This is a genomic window from Geoalkalibacter sp. (genome assembly GCF_030604225.1).
Classification (GTDB): domain Bacteria; phylum Desulfobacterota; class Desulfuromonadia; order Desulfuromonadales; family Geoalkalibacteraceae; genus Geoalkalibacter.
The window spans coordinates 1-19,436 of the sequence record NZ_JAUVWH010000054.1 but is presented as its reverse complement, the minus strand read 5'-3'; the positions used below and the strand labels follow the sequence as shown (position 1 = coordinate 19,436).

General features: G+C 58.4%; 20 protein-coding genes and 1 pseudogene. 20 read left to right on the top strand and 1 reads right to left on the bottom strand.

Annotated elements, in window-relative coordinates:
* Positions 1 to 106 precede the first annotated feature (106 nt).
* The 5 genes and pseudogenes from QAT43_RS14845 to mntA form a co-directional block, all read left to right on the top strand.
* Positions 107 to 215: pseudogene (locus QAT43_RS14845) on the top strand (type IV pilin protein); the annotation flags it as partial.
* A 646-nt stretch (positions 216 to 861) separates the two neighbouring features.
* Entirely contained in the window at positions 862 to 1,605 is a 744-nt protein-coding gene (locus QAT43_RS07810; RefSeq protein ID WP_305042495.1) for an ABC transporter ATP-binding protein, read from the top strand.
* Complete coding sequence (locus QAT43_RS07805) at positions 1,602 to 2,414, top strand: ABC transporter permease (protein ID WP_305042494.1); 813 nt, start codon at positions 1,602 to 1,604, stop codon at positions 2,412 to 2,414. Before QAT43_RS07810 ends, QAT43_RS07805 begins: the two co-directional genes overlap by 4 nt.
* Entirely contained in the window at positions 2,411 to 3,316 is a 906-nt protein-coding gene (locus QAT43_RS07800) for a hypothetical protein (RefSeq protein ID WP_305042493.1), read from the top strand. The genes QAT43_RS07805 and QAT43_RS07800 overlap by 4 nt, the downstream gene beginning before the upstream one ends.
* A 130-nt stretch (positions 3,317 to 3,446) precedes the next feature.
* Positions 3,447 to 3,860 carry a type VII toxin-antitoxin system MntA family adenylyltransferase antitoxin gene (mntA, locus tag QAT43_RS07795; RefSeq protein ID WP_305042492.1) on the top strand — a complete coding sequence of 138 codons (414 nt, stop codon included), beginning with the start codon at positions 3,447 to 3,449 and terminating at the stop codon, positions 3,858 to 3,860.
* Positions 3,861 to 4,093: 233 nt separating this feature from the next.
* Here the strand turns inward: mntA and QAT43_RS07790 are convergent, their stop codons facing one another.
* Complete coding sequence (locus QAT43_RS07790) at positions 4,094 to 5,257, bottom strand: ATP-binding protein (protein ID WP_305042491.1); 1,164 nt, start codon at positions 5,255 to 5,257, stop codon at positions 4,094 to 4,096.
* A gap of 117 nt (positions 5,258 to 5,374) precedes the next feature.
* On the opposite strand from QAT43_RS07790, the gene QAT43_RS07785 reads away from it, so the two are divergent.
* From QAT43_RS07785 to accC, 15 genes are all read left to right on the top strand, one after another.
* Positions 5,375 to 6,364: a transposase gene (locus QAT43_RS07785; RefSeq protein WP_305042490.1), complete on the top strand. Its 990-nt coding sequence runs from the start codon at positions 5,375 to 5,377 to the stop codon at positions 6,362 to 6,364.
* A gap of 15 nt (positions 6,365 to 6,379) precedes the next feature.
* Positions 6,380 to 7,156: a prepilin peptidase gene (locus QAT43_RS07780; RefSeq protein WP_305042489.1), complete on the top strand. Its 777-nt coding sequence runs from the start codon at positions 6,380 to 6,382 to the stop codon at positions 7,154 to 7,156.
* 261 nt (positions 7,157 to 7,417) lie between these two features.
* Entirely contained in the window at positions 7,418 to 8,476 is a 1,059-nt protein-coding gene (gene pilM, locus QAT43_RS07775) for a type IV pilus biogenesis protein PilM (RefSeq protein ID WP_305042488.1), read from the top strand.
* Complete coding sequence (locus QAT43_RS07770; RefSeq protein WP_305042487.1) at positions 8,473 to 9,036, top strand: PilN domain-containing protein; 564 nt, start codon at positions 8,473 to 8,475, stop codon at positions 9,034 to 9,036. Before pilM ends, QAT43_RS07770 begins: the two co-directional genes overlap by 4 nt.
* Positions 9,037 to 9,089: 53 nt before the next feature.
* The gene (locus QAT43_RS07765; RefSeq protein WP_305042486.1) at positions 9,090 to 9,680 is read left to right on the top strand and encodes a type 4a pilus biogenesis protein PilO; all 591 of its coding nucleotides are present in this window, start codon (positions 9,090 to 9,092) and stop codon (positions 9,678 to 9,680) included.
* A 2-nt stretch (positions 9,681 to 9,682) separates the two neighbouring features.
* Complete coding sequence (locus tag QAT43_RS07760; RefSeq protein WP_305042485.1) at positions 9,683 to 10,219, top strand: pilus assembly protein PilP; 537 nt, start codon at positions 9,683 to 9,685, stop codon at positions 10,217 to 10,219.
* A gap of 4 nt (positions 10,220 to 10,223) precedes the next feature.
* Positions 10,224 to 13,085: a type IV pilus secretin family protein gene (gene pilQ / locus QAT43_RS07755; RefSeq protein ID WP_305042484.1), complete on the top strand. Its 2,862-nt coding sequence runs from the start codon at positions 10,224 to 10,226 to the stop codon at positions 13,083 to 13,085.
* A gap of 102 nt (positions 13,086 to 13,187) precedes the next feature.
* On the top strand, positions 13,188 to 13,721 hold the full coding sequence (locus QAT43_RS07750) for a shikimate kinase (RefSeq protein ID WP_305042483.1): 534 nt from the start codon (positions 13,188 to 13,190) through the stop codon (positions 13,719 to 13,721).
* Positions 13,721 to 14,821, top strand: coding sequence for a 3-dehydroquinate synthase (aroB, locus tag QAT43_RS07745; RefSeq protein ID WP_442900222.1), 1,101 nt, complete (start codon positions 13,721 to 13,723; stop codon positions 14,819 to 14,821). The genes QAT43_RS07750 and aroB overlap by 1 nt, the downstream gene beginning before the upstream one ends.
* Positions 14,818 to 15,627, top strand: a complete 810-nt coding sequence (locus QAT43_RS07740) for a tetratricopeptide repeat protein (RefSeq protein WP_305042481.1) — start codon at positions 14,818 to 14,820, stop codon at positions 15,625 to 15,627. The genes aroB and QAT43_RS07740 overlap by 4 nt, the downstream gene beginning before the upstream one ends.
* Positions 15,617 to 15,976 carry a roadblock/LC7 domain-containing protein gene (locus QAT43_RS07735; RefSeq protein ID WP_305042480.1) on the top strand — a complete coding sequence of 120 codons (360 nt, stop codon included), beginning with the start codon at positions 15,617 to 15,619 and terminating at the stop codon, positions 15,974 to 15,976. Before QAT43_RS07740 ends, QAT43_RS07735 begins: the two co-directional genes overlap by 11 nt.
* A 7-nt stretch (positions 15,977 to 15,983) precedes the next feature.
* A complete protein-coding gene (aroQ, locus tag QAT43_RS07730) occupies positions 15,984 to 16,418 on the top strand; it encodes a type II 3-dehydroquinate dehydratase (RefSeq protein WP_305042479.1) in 435 nt (144 codons plus the stop codon).
* A 24-nt stretch (positions 16,419 to 16,442) separates the two neighbouring features.
* Positions 16,443 to 17,516, top strand: a complete 1,074-nt coding sequence (locus QAT43_RS07725; RefSeq protein ID WP_305042478.1) for a M24 family metallopeptidase — start codon at positions 16,443 to 16,445, stop codon at positions 17,514 to 17,516.
* A gap of 46 nt (positions 17,517 to 17,562) precedes the next feature.
* Complete coding sequence (accB, locus tag QAT43_RS07720; protein ID WP_305042477.1) at positions 17,563 to 18,051, top strand: acetyl-CoA carboxylase biotin carboxyl carrier protein; 489 nt, start codon at positions 17,563 to 17,565, stop codon at positions 18,049 to 18,051.
* 69 nt (positions 18,052 to 18,120) lie between these two features.
* Positions 18,121 to 19,436 (top strand): acetyl-CoA carboxylase biotin carboxylase subunit (gene accC, locus QAT43_RS07715; protein ID WP_305042476.1); only part of this gene is annotated, 1,316 nt, incomplete at its 3' end.

Genomic DNA, 19,436 nt, shown 5'->3' with positions numbered 1-19,436 from the left:
GGGAAGCCAGATTGTAACCAATCCCCGAGGCGATCCGGACGCCTCAACCGCAATGTGGATGTACCAGCGCAACAGCGTTCCCCAACCCAGAAAGGAGCAGGACAACATGTTGAAAAAGTTCAAGAAGAACCAAAAGGGTTTTACCCTCATCGAACTGCTGATCGTCGTGGCGATCATCGGTATCCTCGCGGCGATTGCGATTCCGCAGTTTGCGAGCTATCGGCAGAGAGCGTTTAACTCTGCATCTCAGAGCGACGTGAAAAATGCTCGTGTCGCAAACGAGTCTCTTTTTTCGGATTGGCAGCGCTACGGTGCCAGCGTGCCAAACGTTGCCCTCACGGCTGCGGTGGGTACTGCTGCTGGTGCGGTTATTGACGGTTCGGCGGCTGTAACTGCCGGCAATATCAATGCCTTGGCGACTGCGGTTGCCGGTCAATCAGTAGGGGTTGCCGTAAGTAATAATGTTCAGCTTTTGGTCAGAACTGATGCTGGTTTTTCCTCGGCGATTTTAGTTGCCGAACATCGTCAGGGAGATCGTGCCTTTGCCATGGACTCTGATTCGACGATCCTGTATTACGCGACCAATCCTGCGTGGGTGGGTGTACCTGCTGTGGGTACGGCAGCAGTCAATGCGACGATACCTGCTGCAAGTACTGCCAATACTGACGATCTCACCGGTACTGCCGCTGGCGGTGTTGCGCCTGCAGCAAACTGGACTCAGCTTTAATCTTTATTAATCTAGATCAAGTTTGCACAGGGGGTGAGGCTTTGGCCTCCCCCCCTTTTGAGTTTTCAGGTACTATGCTCTATGCTCATTGCAAGCATCGACGGCACGATGGTCTGTAACTTGAGGAAAGTTGAATGATTAAAGTTGAAGGTCTTGGGAAAACTTATCGTGAAAGCATGGGGCGTGGCCGCGTTCTTGCTCTTCAGGATGTAAGCTTCGAGGTGCCTTCTGGCGAGGTTTTTGGTTTTCTTGGCCCTAATGGAGCTGGTAAATCCACCACCATCAAAATTTTGCTCAATCTCATTCGACCGGACGCCGGCTTGGCGACTATCCTAGGTACTGATGTAAGGCGCCCCGAGCTGCGCCGACAGGTCGGATTTTTGCCGGAAAACCCTTATTTTTATGATTATTTAAGTGCCTGGGAATTGCTAAAGTTCGGCGGTAGAACCGCCGGAATGGACGAAGCGGCTATCAATAAACGTGGCGTTGAACTCCTCGAACGGGTCAATCTTCTGGCTGCGGCTAAACGACATTTGCGCACATATTCTAAAGGGATGGTGCAGAGGGCTGGGCTGGCGTTGGCTTTAATACACGATCCGCAGGTGGTAATTCTTGACGAGCCTATGAGTGGGCTTGATCCGCTGGGCCGAAAAATGGTCGGGGATCTTATAATGGAATTAAAATCCCAAGGGAAAACTGTTCTCTTTTCTTCACATGTGCTAACTGATGTGGAGCGCTTTTGTGACAGGGCCGCTATTATCGTTAATGGGCGTTTGCGACTTGTCGGGGCTTTAAAGGAGCTGCTTTCCGCCGGGGGAAGTCTTGAAGATGTTTTCTTGCGCGAGGTAGAAAAGGCAGGGGGAGGTCAGGGGTTATGAACTCTGTGTGGCCATTGGCGATCATAACTTTCAAGGAGGGCATACGCAACCGTGCTTTATATGGCATTACCTTGTTTGCCCTGATGTTTTTGATCGCAAACTTTCTCATTTCTGGGCTGTTTATGCAGGATGTAGGCAAAGTGGCTGTGGACATGGCATTGTCGACCGTTTCCTTTGCTGGTTTGCTTGTGGTTTTATTCGTTGGAATCAACCTATTGGCAAAGGATTTAGACCGAAAGACCATTTACATTGTTTTGTCTCGACCTATTTCAAGGGGAAAATATATTTTCGGAAAATTTTTTGGCTTGGGACTTCTGGTTGTTGCCACAATGATGATTTTAGGGGCTTTTGCAATAGCTTCTATTTTTTTTATTAAGATGGCCTATCCTTTGTATTTTCCGAGATTTTCTTGGACTCCTGTTTTTTTTGCCATATTCTTTTCTATTTTTAGTTTATTGTTATTGACTTCTTTAAGTGTTTTGTTCTCTTCATTTTGTTCTTCGTCTTTTGTAACTTTAATTCTTACAATTATTTCTTATCTAATTGGTCAGTCTTTAGGAGACGTCAAGGCTTTGGTAGAGTCACCTCAGGCTCTGGGTATTGAAATCTCATCCTTAACCATTAAGTTTATTAGTGCTGCTTATTATTTATTTCCAAATTTATCTCTTTTTGATTTAAAGATTCAGGCTGCGCATAATCTGCCAATTCCTTTGGAGCATATGTTTTGGGTATTGGTGTATGGCATAGGCTATGCGGTGCTATCAATTTTTTTTGCTGCATTGATTTTCGAGAAAAAAGAATTTCCATGAGCCGCAGGTTTGCAGTTTTTTTTCTTTTGGCTGTTCTTGTTGGTGGCCATCTTTTTCTTTTAGATAAGGCTACCAATAGCCAACGGCAATTATTGACAACTGGTGGACGTACGGCGGTTCTGCCCGGCCCCCTAATGAAAATTTCCTCTTTGGAATTTGACGGATTAGTTGCTAATTTTCTTTTTTTGAAAGCTATGGTTTTTATCGGTGAAACTCTTGATCGACCGGAATCGCCACGGGTGCAATATCGGGAATACCTGTGGTTGCTACGATTATTGAAAACTATTACCGACCTAGATCCCTATTTTTATGACCCATACTATTTCGGTAACGCTCACTTGGTTTGGAATGAATATTCCCAAGGAAAATATCATCCGGCTTCCGAGGGGTATTATTATATGCAGGATTTTCTTCTGCGCGAAAACATTAATCTTGTTGATAAAGGTATTCGCTACAGAACTTGGGATTGGTATCTTCTTTTTCTTAATGGATTTAACTACTTTTATTTTTTGGGGGAAAATGAAAAAGCTTCTGAATATTTGATGGAAGCCTCGAGAAAGACTAATTCTTCGCCACTTTTAGCGACTCTTGCGGCGCGTTTAGCTCATCAAGGCGACAGAACTGAAAATGCTATAGAGTTTCTTCATGAGATGATCGATGCCACTGAAGAACAGTCTGTTAGGGAAACATTTTTCTTGAGATTAAGCGCTCTTAAAAAAGTTCTATATTTGGAGCGCGCGGTAGCGGAATTTATTTCTCGGCATAACCGCCAGCCTACTGCATTGCATGAACTCGTCAAATATAGCATCATTCAAGAAATTCCATCTGACCCATACGGGGGCGTTTTTTTTCTAGACGAAGATGGGAAAATAAAAACAACCAGTAATTTTGTAAATCAATAGAACTATTTGCTCGCCATCTGGTTCGTATTGGATTGTCGTACCTGTTAGCAACAAACAGAATTGTCGTGCCTTGACAACCCCCAACCCGCCCTCTACAGTGCTCCCATCCGCCCCGACGTGGAGAGCTTTCATGCCATCACCACCCTCGGACATCCTTGATCGCCTTCGGGACTTTCTGATTCGCATTCCGCAGGTCAAATTTGCCTATGCCTTCGGTTCCCATGCCCGCGGCGATGTCGGTCCGCTCAGCGATATCGACATCGCCGTCTTTCTGGACCGCAGGATGTCCATTTTCAACTATCGCCTGCGCCTGATGGAAAGCCTGGCGCGCGAACTGGGCACCGAGCGCTTAGACCTGGTGACGCTCAATGATGCCCCGGTGGTGTTAAGGTTCGAGGTGGTTCGCGGGGGGCGGGTGATCAAGGAGAATCGAAAAAGGCGCATTACTTTTGAGGCGCGCACTCTCGCCGAATATTTGGATACGGAACATCTGCGCCGCACGCAGCGTGAATATCTTAAAAGACAACTCAGGCAGGGGGATTGAGGTGGTCAACCGAGCGGTTCTGATGACGCGCCTGGAACGGTTACTCGAATATCTCGGCGTTCTTTCGTCGGTGAAGCAGTATGACGTGAGCCGGTTTGTTCAAGACCCGTTCATTCACGGCACGGCCGAGCGCAATCTGCATCTTGCAATCGAAAGGCAGGTCTGGGGTCAAATCTTTAATGTTGACATTTCGGCCCGGCAAAGGAATTTGAAGTCCCTTCCTCGCGGACCATTCATCCCAAAACCTCCCCCGCATTCTTCCATCCAAAAACCTCAATTCCCTTCTGCGTATACCGCTGCGCGCCCCCATAGATCAGTGACGGCCGAGTTGCCGACCCCGCTGCAAAGGCCAGCCATTTCTCCAGTCCGGCAAAAGAGTCCGGGGTGAGGGTGCGCCCGGATTTGATCTCGATGGGCAAGAGGCCGGTGGCTTGTTCGACGATGACATCCACTTCGTTGCCGGTGCTGTCGCGCCAGAAATACAGGGCAGGTTTTTCGCCGCGGTTGAAGCTTGCCTTCATCAACTCGGCGAGGATGAATGTTTCAAAGATGTTGCCGCGCAGGGGATGGGTTTCCAATTGCTCGGGCGACTGGATGCCCAGCAACCAGGCCACCAGGCCGGTGTCGAAAAAATACAGCTTGGGGGATTTCACCAACCGCTTGTTGAAGTTGGCGTGGTGGGGGCGCAGCAGGAAAACCAGGTAGCTGGCTTCGAGAACGGAAATCCAGGCCTTGGCCGTGTTGTGGGTGATGCCGCATTCCGTCGCCAGGGAGGAAAGATTGAGCAGCTGACCGGTCCTGCCGGCGCAAAGGCGCACGAACCGCTGAAAGGTTTCCAGATCCTGGACGTTTGTGATTTGTCGCACGTCCCGCTCAATATAGGCGGTAACATAGGCGCTGACCCAGGCCCGCGGGGCAACCTCGCGATCATGAATGGGGGGATAGCATCCTTGAAGGAGCGCGAGGTTGAGGTTCTCGGAGAGTTTTTGACACTGCTGAAGTTCGGAAAAGGAGAAAGGCAGAAGCTCGACAAACGCCGTCCTGCCGGCCAAGGATTGGGTGATCCCGGAAATCAGGCCGAATTGCTGGGAACCGGTCAGGATAAATAGGCCCATGCGACCGTCGCCGTCGACCAGGGTTTGTAGGTAGGAAAGGAGTTGCGGGCAGCGCTGAACCTCGTCGAGAACCGCGCCGTCGGGGAACCGCGCGAGAAAGGAGCGCGGATCGTCCAGGGCTGCGAGCCGCACGTCGGGATCTTCCAGGGAGGCATAGGGCTTGTCGGCGAAAATCACCCTTGCCAGGGTGGTTTTTCCTGACTGGCGCGGCCCCGTGATGGTGACGATTGGAAACCCCTTGAGAAGCTCACGGACATATTTTTCGACGGTGCGTGGAATCATAATGGGCGATGATAGCAATTTTTTGCAAATTGTCAAAAACTTTTACAAACTACAAAATTCCAATTGGGGTCAAATCTTTAACGTTGACATCCCGGCCATGCGCGGCTAAAAAAGCTCATGGCCAGACCGATGCGCATCCAGTATCCCGGCGCTGTTTACCACGTCATGTGTCGGGGAAACGAGCGGCGGGAGATCTTCCGCGACGACCCGGATCGCTTGATGTTTTTGCGTTATCTTGCCCGATCCCGCGAAATTTATTCCGTCACCCTGCATGCCTATGTGCTGATGACGGATCATTTCCATCTGCTTGTCGAAACGCCCCTGGGCAATCTCGCCGAGTTCATGCGGCATTTCAACATCACCTATACCGGCTATTTCAACCGCCGGCATGGACGGGTCGGGCATCTCTATCAAGGGCGCTACAAGAGCCTGCTGGTTGAGAAGGATGCCTATCTTTCCATGGTTTCCCGGTATATCCATTTGAATCCGGTGCGGGTCAAATCCCTGGAAAACCTGTCGACGGCACGGAAATTTGACCACCTCCGTCATTATCCCTGGAGCAGTCTTCCCGGCTATCTCGATGTGGGCAAGCGCCCGGCGTGGGTCACCTCTGCTCTTGTTCTGGGAGAATTCGGGGGGGATACCGAACAAGGGCGCGATCGCTATGGCAGGCAAATCTTGCACGATATCGCGGATGATCTCGATGTCCGGCCCCTGGTGGTCGCTCAGAGTATTCTTGGCAGTGAGGATTTTTTTGACCAAGTCAGCCGGGGTCACCCCGGTAGGGGGGGCGAGCGGGAGCAACCCGCCGCGCGCCGCGTGAAGCAGCAGCGCAATCAAGGCGTGATTCTTGCTGAAATCGCAGAGTTTACCGGCAAGGGGATTGACGCATTGAAAAGGGAAAAGGGCGACTTGCGGCGTGTCGCCATGGATTTTTTGTATCGCCACGCTGGGCTGAAGGGGCCCGCCATCGGGGAATTGTTCGATGTGGATTACAGTTCGGTGAGCCAGGAGCGGAAAAGATTGCGCGAAAAGCTTGCCGCCGATGCCGATCTTCGTCGCTTGGTCGAAGCGTTGGAAGAGCGTTTGTCAACATTAAAGATTTGACCCCGTGAGGATTTGATGGTCGATCTGTTCTTCGCGTTTATCTTGGGTGCCGTGGTCGGCTCCTTTCTCAATGTCTGCATTTATCGCATCCCCGCAGGGCTTTCGGTGGTTTCTCCGGGGTCGCGTTGTCCGCGGTGCGAGGCGGCTATCCGCTGGTTTCAGAATGTTCCCATTTTGAGTTGGGTGCTGTTGCGGGGGCGTTGCGCGCGCTGTCGCGCGCCTATTTCGGTGCGCTATCCGCTGGTGGAGGCGCTGACGGGTGGCTTGTTCGCCCTGGTGTTGTGGAAGTTCGGGCTGCACGGGGTGACCCTGGTCTATTGGCTGATGACGGCGGCGCTTATTGTCATTACGTTCATCGATCTGGATCATCAGATCATCCCGGATGTCATCAGTTTGCCGGGGATTGTCGTGGGATTTGCCTGTTCGTTTGCCGTTCCCTGGGTGAGCTGGACGGATTCGCTGCTGGGGATTCTGGTCGGCGGCGGCAGTCTGCTGCTGGTGGCGGTGGTGTATGAGTTTATTACGAAAAAGGAGGGGATGGGCGGCGGCGACATCAAGCTGCTGGCCATGATCGGCGCTTTTCTTGGCTGGCAGGCGATTTTCCCGGTGATTTTCATCAGTTCCCTGGTGGGGACGGCGGTGGGCATTCCGGTCATGATCCGCCAGAAAGCCGACGCGAAGCTGGCTCTGCCGTTTGGTCCTTTTTTGGCTTTTGGCGCGCTGTTTTACCTGTTGTGGGGGCCGGAACTGATTCGCTGGTATCTGCGTCTGTTTGTTCCCGAGGGAGGTTAAGGACGGCGGGGTGCGGGATAATTCCTTGACCATTTACTCTGTCTAACCTATAATTTCGCTAATTTTCTTAACTTTTGGGCATTTTCATTGAAAAAAAACCCTGACGAAGGCATATTCTCGGGGAAATATTGAGACGACCGATCCGTCGCGCCTTTTTTGCCGAGTTGCTCGAGTTGGTACGCGTATTGCTCTGTAGCGGTGACAGGCTTGACGGCAGTGCTTTCGTGAACGGCTTTACTTCCAGCGCCAGGATTCTTTGCCATGCTGTTTAAGAGCAAGAAGGATATCGTCGGCATCGACATCGGCTCCAGTGCCGTGAAGCTGGTGCAGCTCAAGGAAGTCAAGGGCGGCTACCAGTTGCAGAACCTGGGGCTTTTGCCGTTGCCGCCGGAAGCCATTGTCGATCATTCCATCATGGATCCGACCGTCGTGCAGGACACGGTGCGCAATCTGGTGGAAAGCCTGAAGATCAAGACCAAAAATGTCGCCACTTCGATCTCGGGTCATTCCGTGATCATCCGCAAGATCACCCTGCCCATCATGAGCGAGGAAGAGCTTGAGTCCTCGATTCAGTGGGAAGCCGAACAGTATATTCCCTTCGACATCAACGATGTGAACATCGATTTTCAGATTCTCGGCCCCGATGCCAAGGATCCCTCGCAGATGAACGTCATGCTCGTCGCGGCGAAGAAGGATTTCGTCAATGACCATGTCGGCGTGTTTGCCGATATCGGCCTGACGCCGGTGGTCATGGACATCGATTGCTTTGCCGTGGAAAACATGTTCGAGGCCAGCTACGGCAGTGGCGCCGAAGCCATCGTGGCGCTGATCAACATCGGCGCGAGCGGGATGAACGTGAACATTCTCAAGGCCGGCGAATCGGTGTTCACGCGCGACATTCAGGTGGGCGGCAACATGCTCAACGAGGAGTTGCAGAAGCGTCTGGGCGTGAGCGGCGAGGATGCCGAGCGCCTCAAGCTCGGCGGCAAGGTCGAGGATGTGGATGCCGCGGAGGTGGCCGAGGTGCTGGCCGATGCCGCCGAAAGCCTGGCGCAGGAGGTGCAGCGTTCCCTGGATTTCTTCTCGGCGACCTCGGCGGACGAGAAGGTGCAGAAGGTGTTTCTCGCCGGCGGCGTGTCGCGTTCCGCGCAGGTCATCAGTGCCCTTGAGGAGCGCCTGGGGATTCCCATCGAGGTCATCAATCCCTTTGCCGGCATTCACTACAATGAAAAAGAATTCGATCCCGAATACGTGCGCGCCGTGGGGCCGCTGATGTCGGTGGCGACGGGACTGGCCATGAGAAGGGTGGGGGATAAATGATTCGCATCAATCTTTTACCCGTTCGGGCCGCGCAGAAGAAGGAAAAGATCCGTGCCCAGATTCTGGTGCTGATCGTTTCCCTGGCCGCCGCGGTGGTCGTGTGCGCCGGTGTCTATGCGATGACCGCCATGAAGATCAGCGAGCAGCAGGCGCAGATCGCGCGCACCAATGACGAAATTCGTCAGTTGCAGAAGGTGATCGGCGAGGTGGGACGCTACAAGAAGCTGGCCGAGGAACTGCAGGCGAAGCTCAACGTGCTTGATGAGATCAAGCAGGGCCAGAGCGGCCCCGTGCATCTGCTCGACCAACTGAGCCAGGTGCTGCCGCAGCGGGTGTGGGTCACCTCCTTCAAGGAATCGGGCGGCGCGGTGTCCATCAACGGCATCGGCCTCAATGAAAGCGTGGTCGCCACCTTCATGCAGCAACTCGAGGCTTCTCACTTCTACAGCGGCGTGGAATTGCAGGTGACCGAGCAGATTACTCAGGACGGCATGAAATTGCAGCGCTTCAGTCTGGCGGCCCGGGCGCAAAAGCCGGCGGCGGCCGCGGTTGCCAATTAGGATGGCGCGCATGAATCTCTCTTGCGGCACTTTGTCCGCCAAGGCCTGACACCATGGATCCTCGAATCGAGAAAATCTTCAAGTTACCTCGGTATCAGCGTGCCTTGCTGCTGGTTCTCTTGATCGCGCTGATTGGTGCCGGGTTCTACTTTCTCGTCTATTCCGCCCAGCTAGAGGAAGTGGCGCGGCTGGAGCGGGAACAGGAAACCCTCACCCGGCGCCTGGAAGAAAACCGCCGGATCGCCCGCAACCTTGACCAGGTCAGGGCCGAGTACGAGTCCCTTCAGCAGCAGCTGGCCAAGGCCTTGATCGAGTTGCCCAACGAAAAGGAAATTCCCACCCTGTTGACCAATATTTCCAACCTGGCCCGCGAGCAAGGCCTGGAAATTTTGCTCTTCAAGCCCATGGGCGAAATCAATCGCGGGTTTTACGCCGAAGTCCCCGTCGATATCCGCCTCGTCGGCTCCTACCACGATGTCGCCATGTTTTTCCACAACGTCGGGCAGCTGCCCCGCATTGTCAATATCAGCAATCTTTCCATGGAAAGCGCGCGCCGCGAGGGAGGATCATCTCTATTGCGGGTTGATTGTCGCGCGACGACGTTCCGTTTCGTGGAAAATCCTCCGGAAAGCAAGGGAGGTTGAACATGCCGACCCGAGTGCTCTGCGCACTGATGCTGGGCGCCGCGCTGCTGCTGACCGCGGGCTGCGGCGAGGAACCGGCACCCCCGCCTCAGGCGGCGCCGCCCGCGCCGCGTCCGGCCCCCGCTCCGGCTCCGCCGGCCGCGACGGAGCCGGTGATTGCCGAGGAACCGGCTCCGGCCGAGGCTGCGCGGTACGTCTACAACCCCGTGGGAAAGCGCGACCCCTTCCAGTCGCTGCTTGACATTCGCAAGCCGGTCGCGACCCGCGCCGAACCCAAGACGCCCCTTGAGCAGTTCGATTTGGACCAGATGCGCCTCGTCGGTTCCATCGTGGGCATGGCGCAACCGCGGGCCATGCTCATGGCTCCTGACGGGAAAAGCTACATCGTGCGGGTCGGCACCAAGTTGGGCAAGAACAACGGGGTCGTGGTGGCCATCGAGAAAGATCGCATCGTCGTGGAGGAGCGTTTCTACGATTTTGCCGACGAGGTTCGTACCAGCAGGCAATCCATCGAGCTTCCGAAACGGGAGGGAGTTTAATACAATGTATTCTTCGCTTCGCAAATTCCCTGGCAGCGGCGTCCTGCTGGTCGCCCTGGTCGCCCTGTGCGGTTACTGGTTCCTGCCACAGACGGTTCCCGCGCAGCAAAGTCCGGCCCCCCTGGGCGATACCAACCGCATTCTTGCCGTCACGGTCGATGGTGATTCGCGCACGCCGCGCGTCAACATCCAGACCGAGCGGCCCGTCGGCTTTCGCTACACGGTCTATGACTCGGCGGATCCGCTGCGGGTGGTCGTCGATTTCCCGCGCATGGATGTTTCCGAAATCACCTCGCCCCTGCCGGTCAACATCGGGCCGATTCGCGAAATCCGCGTGGTGTCCTTCGACCTGACCATGGGCAAGCTGGGGCGCATTGAAATCCTCATCGATGAAAAAGCCGATTATTCGGTTCTTCTGGAAGAAAATACCTTCTCCCTGACTTTGGCCCCCGCGACGGAGGCGACCGCCGCCGCAGCGCCGGCCCTAATCGTGCCCGAAGGGGCGGTGCCGCCTCCCGCTGCCGCCTTGCGGCCCGTGGCGCCCGCGCCTGCTGCCGCGCCGCCCGTTGTCGCATCGCCGGCACCCGCCGCCGCTCCGGTTGTCGCGCCGGTGGCTCGCCGCACGGACGGTGCGAGCGCCGGTCTCGTCAACCAGGTTGAGGTCGAAACGGGCAAAATTTCCATTGTCACCGATGGCGTCGTTGATCGCTACAGCTTTTTCAATCTCTCCGCGCCGCCGCGCCTGGTTCTGGATGTTTTTGGTGTGAGGCCGGTCTTTGGTGAGCGCAGTCTCGCCGGAACGGCGGGGTTTGACCGCGTGCGCATCGGCACTTACGAAGACAAGACGCGTTTTGTGTTCGACGCCGGCGGGGCGGAGTTGCCCGCCTATGACGTGCAGCCCGTTGACCGAGGCTTGGTCGTCACCTGGCGGCCCGGCGTATTTGCTCCGCCTATCGCGCCGGCGGCTCCCGCGCCCGAGGTGCGGACCGTCGAGGTTGCTCCGCGTCCCGCACCGGCTCCACCTGTCGAGGAACCCCCGGCCGTGCGTCCCGTCGCGCCTGTTCCGGCCCCCGCGCCGGCTCCGGTCGCCGAGGCTCAGCCCGTTCCTGCTCCGGTCCCCGCTCCGGTCGCGGAGTTGCGTCCCGCTCCCGCTCCCGCCCCGGCCCCGGCCCCGGCGAGCGCCCCCCGTCTGTCCCAGGCGCCGGTGGCCGTTGAGGATGTTCAGTTCAAGGTCGAGGGCGACAAGTCGCTTCTGACGGTGGCGCTTTCCGGTCCGGCGCAGATCAGCCAGCCTGTGTTGCGCGGCAACGTGGTGCTGTTCGGTTTCGACAACGGCAGTATCAGCCGGGCTCTGAGGCGGGTAATCGACACCTCGGCGTTCCCCAGTGCCATGGCGCTGGTGACTCCTTACACTGTCAATCGCGGTTCGGTGCAGGATGTCCGTTTCGCGGTGAAACTCAAGGGCGATGTTCCTTACCGGCTGCGTTCGGTGGGCAATCAGTTGGTGTTTGAAGTGGACAACGGTTCCTTTGCCGTCGCGGTACCGGGGACGGCGCAAGTGGAACTGCCCCTGCCTGCTCCTGCCGCCGCACCCGCCGCCGCGCCCTCGGCCCTGGCACCGGCTGCGCCCCTGGCGGCGGCTCCGGCGGTGGCCGCGCCGCGCTACACCGGCCAGCGAGTTTCCCTGGTGTTCGACAATGCCGACGTGCGCAACCTGCTGCAATTGATCGCCGAGGTCAGCAACCTCAACATCATCGCCGGCGAGGAGGTGCGGGGCAACGTCAGCATCCGCCTCATCGACGTGCCTTGGGACCAGGCCCTTGATGTGATTCTCGATATTCGCCAGTTGGGCATGATGCGTGACGGCAATGTGGTGCGCATCCTGCCCAAGGCCAAGATTCGCGAGATGGAGGAAGCCGAACTGACGGCCGCTGTCGCCAAGCGCGAACTCGAAGCGACGGTGACGGAAGTCTTCAGCGTCAGCTACACCAATCTCGCCAACATCGCGGGTCCGGTGCGCGAACTCATGTCCGACCGCGGCCGGCTCACCCAGGACGAGCGCAACAAAAAAATCATCATCCGCGACATCCCCTCGGTGATGGAGGATGTCCGCGGCCTCATCAGCATTCTCGATACCCCCGAGCGTCAGGTCATGATCGAGGCGCGCATCGTCGAGGCCAGTTCCGACTTTACCCGTGATCTGGGAGTCAACTGGGGAATTTCCTATAACAACCCGGGTGGTTTCATCGACAACATCGGCATCGGCATGGGTGGCAACTTTCTTGTCGGCATCCCCGCGGCCGGTGCGGCGGCCTCGGTGCCCGGCCTCGGTTCCGGTATTCAGTTCGGGCAGCTCGGCGTTGATAAAACCGTCATCGACCTGCGCATCAGCGCCCTGGAATCCTCGGGCAAGGGCAAGATCATTTCCCGCCCGCGGGTCACCACCCTCAACGGCCAGGAAGCGGTCATCACCCAAGGGACGACCATTCCCTACCAGACCTCCGGCACCGACGGTCCCAAAACCGAATTCGTCGATGCGACCCTGGAGCTCAAGGTGGTGCCGGTCATCAACCCCGACAACAGCATCATCATGGACATCACCGCCAGCAACAGCGCCCCCGGCGAAACCTTCACCACCTCGGATCTACCGGGCATCAACAAGAAGGAAGCCAAGACCAAGGTGCTGGTCTTTGACGGGGATACCACGGTCATCGGCGGCATTTTCGTCGAGGATGATCGCCAGTCCGAGTCCGGGGTACCCTGGCTGATGCGCATTCCGGTGTTGGGTCATGCCTTCAAGTCCACCAACGTCACCAAGCGGCGTTCCGAACTGCTGATCTTCATCACGCCGCGCATCATCGAATAAACCCAATCCTTGAGGGTTGGCATCCGAACGGGAAAAGGACAGGTGTTGAGCCTGTCCTTTTCTGCTAGGATGACGGAAAAATCGCGGAACAGGGTGCGGCAGGTGGTATCGGACAGCAGGGGACATATTTTTCTTACCGGCTTCATGGGCGCGGGAAAAACCACCGTGGGCCGGGTTTTGGCCGAGCGGTTGGGGTGGGATTTTCTTGATCTCGACCGGTTCATCGAAGGGCGGGTCGGGTGCGGTATCCCGGAGATCTTCGCTACCCAGGGGGAAGGGGCCTTCCGTGACGCGGAAAGCCAGGCCTTGCACGCGCTTTCAGGCGATCCGCCGCGAGTCGTCGCCACCGGCGGCGGCATTGTCGGCCGGGAGGAAAACCGTCGGCGCATGCGTGAACTCGGCCGAGTGGTTTTTCTGGATCTGCCATGGGCGGAGCTTCTGCCGCGCCTGCAAAGCGAAGGCGGTCGACCCCTGGCGACGGGCGAGGGCGGCTGGGAGACGGTGCGGCAACGCTGGGAAGCGCGCCTACCTCTGTACCGGGAGGCCGAGCTACGCATCGCCTGCGCCGGACTAACCCCGGCGGAGATTGCCCATAGGATTATCCTGGCATTGCATCCTGGCGGAGACCATCCATGATGACGTCCCTGAACGTAGGGCTTGGTGAACGCAGCTACCCCATCCATATCGGCAGCGGCATCCTGCCGCTGCTTGGCGAATCCCTTGCAGCTGTCTGCTTTCCGCGTCGCGTGGCCGTCGTCACCAACCCCACCGTGGGTCCGCTGTACGCGGAGCGGGTGCTGGGGATTCTGCGCCAGGCGGGCTTCAGCCCGGCGGAGATCCTGATCCCCGATGGCGAGGAATATAAGACCCTCGACACCCTTAATGCGGTTTTTGACGCGCTGATCCGCCAGGGCTTCGACCGGGGCTGCGGCATCCTCGCCCTTGGCGGCGGAGTGGTGGGGGATCTGGCCGGCTTTGCCGCCGCCACCTATCTGCGCGGCGTGCCCTTCGCCCAGGTGCCGACCACGCTGCTGGCGCAGGTTGATAGTTCCGTGGGCGGGAAAACCGGGGTCAACCACCCCCTCGGCAAGAATCTCATCGGCGCCTTTTACCAGCCGCGCCTCGTGCACATCGACGTCGACACCCTGGTTACCCTGCCTCCGCGCGAATTTCGCGCCGGCCTCGCCGAGGTGGTGAAATACGGCGTGATTCGCGACGCGGAGTTTTTTGCCTGGTTGGAGCAGCAGGGGCCGGATCTGCTTGAGCTCAAGCCCGCGGCGCTGATCAAATCCGTGGCGATTTCTTGCCAAATCAAGGCTGATATTGTAGAAGTTGACGAAAAAGAGGGGGGGCTACGCGCCGTTCTCAATTTCGGTCATACCCTGGGGCATGCCGTCGAATTGCTTTCCGGCTACGGCAGTGTGCGCCACGGCGAGGCGGTGGCCATGGGCATGGTCGCGGCGGCCGCTCTGTCCGAAAGTCTTGGGCTGGCCGCCATGGGGGATCTGCACCGCATCGAGAATCTGTTGCGCGCCTTGAGTCTGCCGGTGCGACTGCCTCCGCATGCGCCCGAGGCGTATCTGGAAGCTCTCATGCGGGACAAGAAAGTCAAGGATGGGTCGCTGAATCTGATTCTCAATCGCGGCATCGGCGATTGCGAAGTGCGCAAGGTTCCTGATTTGGCGCGTGTCATCCTGCCTATTCTGCAAAGCTATCAGGAGGGAGCACGGGCATGACGATTCCGGTCGTGGAAGACCAGCCGGTCAAAGAGCTGGCGCGCGCGGTTGTCGATCTGGGGCAGGATCCGAGCCCTTCGGCCTGGCGCGGACTCGTCCAGGCGCTGCGCAGGGCCGATTGCGCCGCCGAGGCCCAGCAGTTCGGGCGGATCGGCATCCGACGTTTTCCCGACAGTGCCGATCTCCACCTGGAGCAGGCGCGGCTGCTTGTCGAATCCCAGGACTTTTCCGGCGCGCTGGAATCCTTGAACCAGGTTTTGCACCTTGCCCCCGAGAATGTCGAGGCTCTCTGGCTTGCGGCCGATGCCCATCATCGTTTGGGGCGCGCGGGTGAAGCGCGGGATGCCCTTACGCGCCTGCTGCGGCTGCACCCCGGGCATCAGGCCGCGCGCGACCTGCTGAGCCAACTTGAACCCGCTACCCCGACAGCACGCGGTGCGCTCGAGGTGGGCGGCAAACGGACCATCTCCACGCCGACCCTGGCGGAAATCTTCGTCAAGCAGGGTTACCTCAGCAAGGCCATCCAGATTTATGAGGATCTGCTGGCGCGCGATCCCGGCAATGAACGGTTGCGGGGACGCTTGCGGCAGCTTCAGGAAGATATCGCCGCGCCGCGGACCGTCGACCTGGAGCCTCAAGGTTTGCCCGAGCCTCTTGCCCCGCCCCTGGTCCAGGTCGTCACGGAAAAGCTTGAACCTGCGACCCCGGATCCGACGACGGCCGTTGTCGCCCCGGAAAACCGCCTGCTTGGGACCCTGGAGAACTGGCTGGAGGCCATCAGCCGCAGGAGGCAGCATGTTCATTGAGGCACTGCGCAACCTCGTGGAACAGACCCCCGGCGGGATCGGCGCCGTTCTGATGGGCTACGACGGCATTGCCATCGAGCAGTATGCCCTGCCCGTGGACGATGTGGATCTCGGTCTGGTGGCGGTGGAATACGCCAACGTCCTCAAGGAGATCAAAAAAGCCACGGATATTCTGCGGACCGGCGAACTCGACGAGGTCTCGATTCTCACCGGCGGCTACCAGGTTTTGATCCGCACCCTGACGCCCGATTACTTTCTCGGCCTGACCCTGAGGCGCAACGGCAATGCCGGCAAGGGCCGGTTCCTGCTGATGCGCGAGGCGTCCGGCCTGCGCGCGCTTCTGTCGTGAGGCAGCCATGACCATCCTTGTTCTCAACGGTCCCAATCTCAACCTGCTGGGGGTCCGCGAGCCCGGCATCTACGGCAGCCAGACCCTGGAGGGCATCCTTGCCGCCCTGGCGCCGACGGCAAGCGCCCTGGGGCTGGAACTCCACCACCTGCAATCCAACCACGAGGGGGTGCTGATCGACCGCATTCATCAAGCTCGGCTGGATGGGGTACGGGGCATCGTCATCAATCCCGGCGGCCTGACCCACACCAGCGTCGCCCTGCGTGACGCCATCGCCGGGGTCGATATCCCCACGGTTGAGGTCCATCTGTCGAATATTCATGGGCGGGAAGAGTTTCGCCGCCATTCCCTGATCGCGCCGGTGACCATCGGTCAGATCAGCGGTTTCGGCGCTTTGGGTTACGAACTGGCGCTGCGGGCGCTGGCGGGGCGCCTCAATTAAATTTTTGCCAACAGAGGCCATTTCATGCTAGAAAGCAGAGCCTTGGGCGCGCAGCAGCTGGTGGGGACGGGCGATCTCGACGCCATCCTGTTCGCCGGCCTGCCCAATATCCGCTACCTCACCGGCTTCAGCGGAACCGACGGCGTGGTGGTCGTCACCGCCTCCGCCGTCTATTTTCTCTGCGACTCCCGCTACACCACCCAAGCCCGTGCCCAGGTCGCGGCAACCGAGGTGCGCGAATACAAGGTCAAGCTCGATGGTGTGCTGGCCTTGCTGCGGGAATTGGGCGTCCGGCGCGTCGGTTTTGAAGCCGATCTGCTGCCCTATGCCGTCTATGAGACCTTTCAGCAAAAGGGCGAAGGCATCTCCTGGGTGCCCCTGACCCGCCGGCTCGCGAGCCTGCGCGGCCGCAAGGACGCCACTGAGCTTGAATTGCTGGAGCAGGCGGCGCGGCTCAACGCCGAGGCCTTCGCGGAGATCTTGCCCCTGATCCGGCCCGGCGCGCGCGAGTGCGACATCGCCCTGGAGCTGGAAATTGCCCTGCGCCGCCGTGGCGGGGAGGACAAAGCGTTTGATTTCATCGTCGCCTCGGGGGAGCGCGGCGCCTTGCCCCATGGCGTGGCTTCGGAGAAAACCCTGGCGGCCGGCGAACTGGTCACCGTCGATTTCGGCACCCGGCGCGGCGGTTACCATTCGGACGAAACCCTCACGCTTGCCCTGGGCGAGGTGTCGGAGCGCCATCGCATGATTTACGATTGCGTGCTCCAGGCCCACGACCTGGCGTTGGCGGCCATCCGACCGGGCGTTGCCCTGCGCGATATCGACGCGGTGGCGCGCAACCACATCGCCGCCTCGGGGTTTGGCGACTATTTCGGTCACGGTCTCGGCCACGGCGTCGGTCTTGAGGTTCACGAGTACCCCACCGCCTCGTCGCGCTCCGAGGATCTGGCGGAGGAAGGCATGGTGTTTACCGTCGAACCCGGCATCTACATCCCCGGTTTCGGCGGGGTGCGGATCGAGGACACCATCGTTGTGACCGCCGAGGGTTGCCGCCGCCTGACGCGCATCTCCAAGGATTTCAGAATTCTGCCCGTGTAGCTTGACTGCCCCGAGCGGGGCTTAACTTTTCCAGGAGGATGATTGAATGGAAATCAAGGATCTCAGAACCCTCATTAAAATGATTACCGAGACGGATATTACCGAATTCGAGATGGAAAACGCCGACGAGAAAATCCTCATCAAGCGCGGCAAGGGACAGGAAATCGTCCATGTCGCCGCGCCCGTCGCGCCCCAATACCTGCACGCCGCGCCCGCCGCCGCGCCCGCACCGGCCGTCGCGCCCGCGGTCAACGCCCCTGCGGCGCCCGCCGCGAGCAACGCCGTGAGCGAAAAATACGACACCATCACCTCGCCCATCGTCGGCACCTTCTACCGCTCTCCGGCGCCCGACGCCGATCCCTACATCGAAGTGGGCTCGGTGGTGGAAAAAGGCCAGGTGTTCTGCATCGTGGAGGCCATGAAGCTGATGAACGAGATCGAAGCCGAGTTCAAGTGCAAGGTGGTGGAGATCCTCAAGGAAAACGCCCAGCCCGTGGAATTCGGCGACCCTCTGTTCCTGGTCGAACGCCTCTAGGCCCCGGCAGGGATCGCGGAGCAAGTCGCCCATCGCTGATCAGGGATCACTCGCCACGGGGAGTTCTTCATGTTCAATAAAATTCTGATAGCCAATCGCGGGGAAATCGCCATCCGCGTCATTCGTGCCTGCAAGGAGTTGGGCATCAAGACGGTGGCGGTGCACTCCGATGTCGACAGTGAGTCGTTGCACGTCAAGCTGGCCGATGAGAGCATCTGCATCGGCCCGGCGCCGAGCGCCAAGAGTTACCTCAACATCAAGGCCATCATCAGTGCCGCCGAGGTCACCGACGCCAGCGCCATCCATCCCGGCTACGGTTTCCTCTCGGAAAACGCCGAATTCGCCGAGATCTGCGCCAACTGCGGGATCACCTTCATCGGGCCGAGCCCGCGCAGCATGCGCCTCATGGGCGACAAGATCAGCGCCCGCCAGACCGTGACCAAGGCCGGGGTGCCGATTCTTCCCGGGACCACCGAAGGGGTGAAGTCAGCGGAAGAGGCCAAGAAGATCGCCGCCCAGATCGGCTATCCGGTGATCATCAAGGCCACCGCCGGCGGCGGCGGTCGCGGCATGAAAGTGGTGCATTCTCCGGCCTCCTTGCCCAACGCATTCGCCACCGCCCGCGCCGAGGCGCAATCGGGCTTCGGCAATCCCGAGGTCTATATCGAGAGATTTTGCGAGCGGCCGCGTCATGTGGAAATCCAGATCATGGCCGACCAGCACGGCAACGTCATCCATCTCGGCGAGCGCGATTGTTCCATTCAGCGGCGCCACCAGAAGCTCATCGAGGAATCGCCCTGTCCGGTGCTCTCCGAGGAACTGCGGCAGAAAATGGGTGCCTGCGCCGTGGCCGCCGCCGAGGCAGTGGGATATTCGAGCGTCGGCACCGTCGAGTTTCTTCTCGATCAGAACAAAAACTTCTACTTCATGGAGATGAACACCCGCGTGCAGGTCGAGCATCCCGTGACCGAGATGGTGACCGGCATCGACATCATCAAGGAGCAGATCCGCATCGCCGCCGGCCAGCCGCTGCGCTTCCGCCAGGAGGACATCCAGATTCGCGGCCATGCCATCGAGTGCCGCATCAACGCCGAGGATCCGACCAAGTTTACGCCCTCGCCCGGCAAGATCCTCGGCTATCACCCCCCGGGAGGTCTCGGGGTGCGGGTCGACAGCGGTGTCTACGATCAGTACAAGGTGCTGCCCCACTATGATTCCATGATCGCCAAGCTCATCGTGCATGCCGAAACGCGCGATGAAGCCATCAAGAAAATGGCCACCGCCCTTGACGAGTACATCATCGACGGCATCAAGACGACCATTTCCTTTCACCAGAAGATCATGAGCAGCAAGGAATTCATCGAGGGCGAGGTCGATACGGGCTT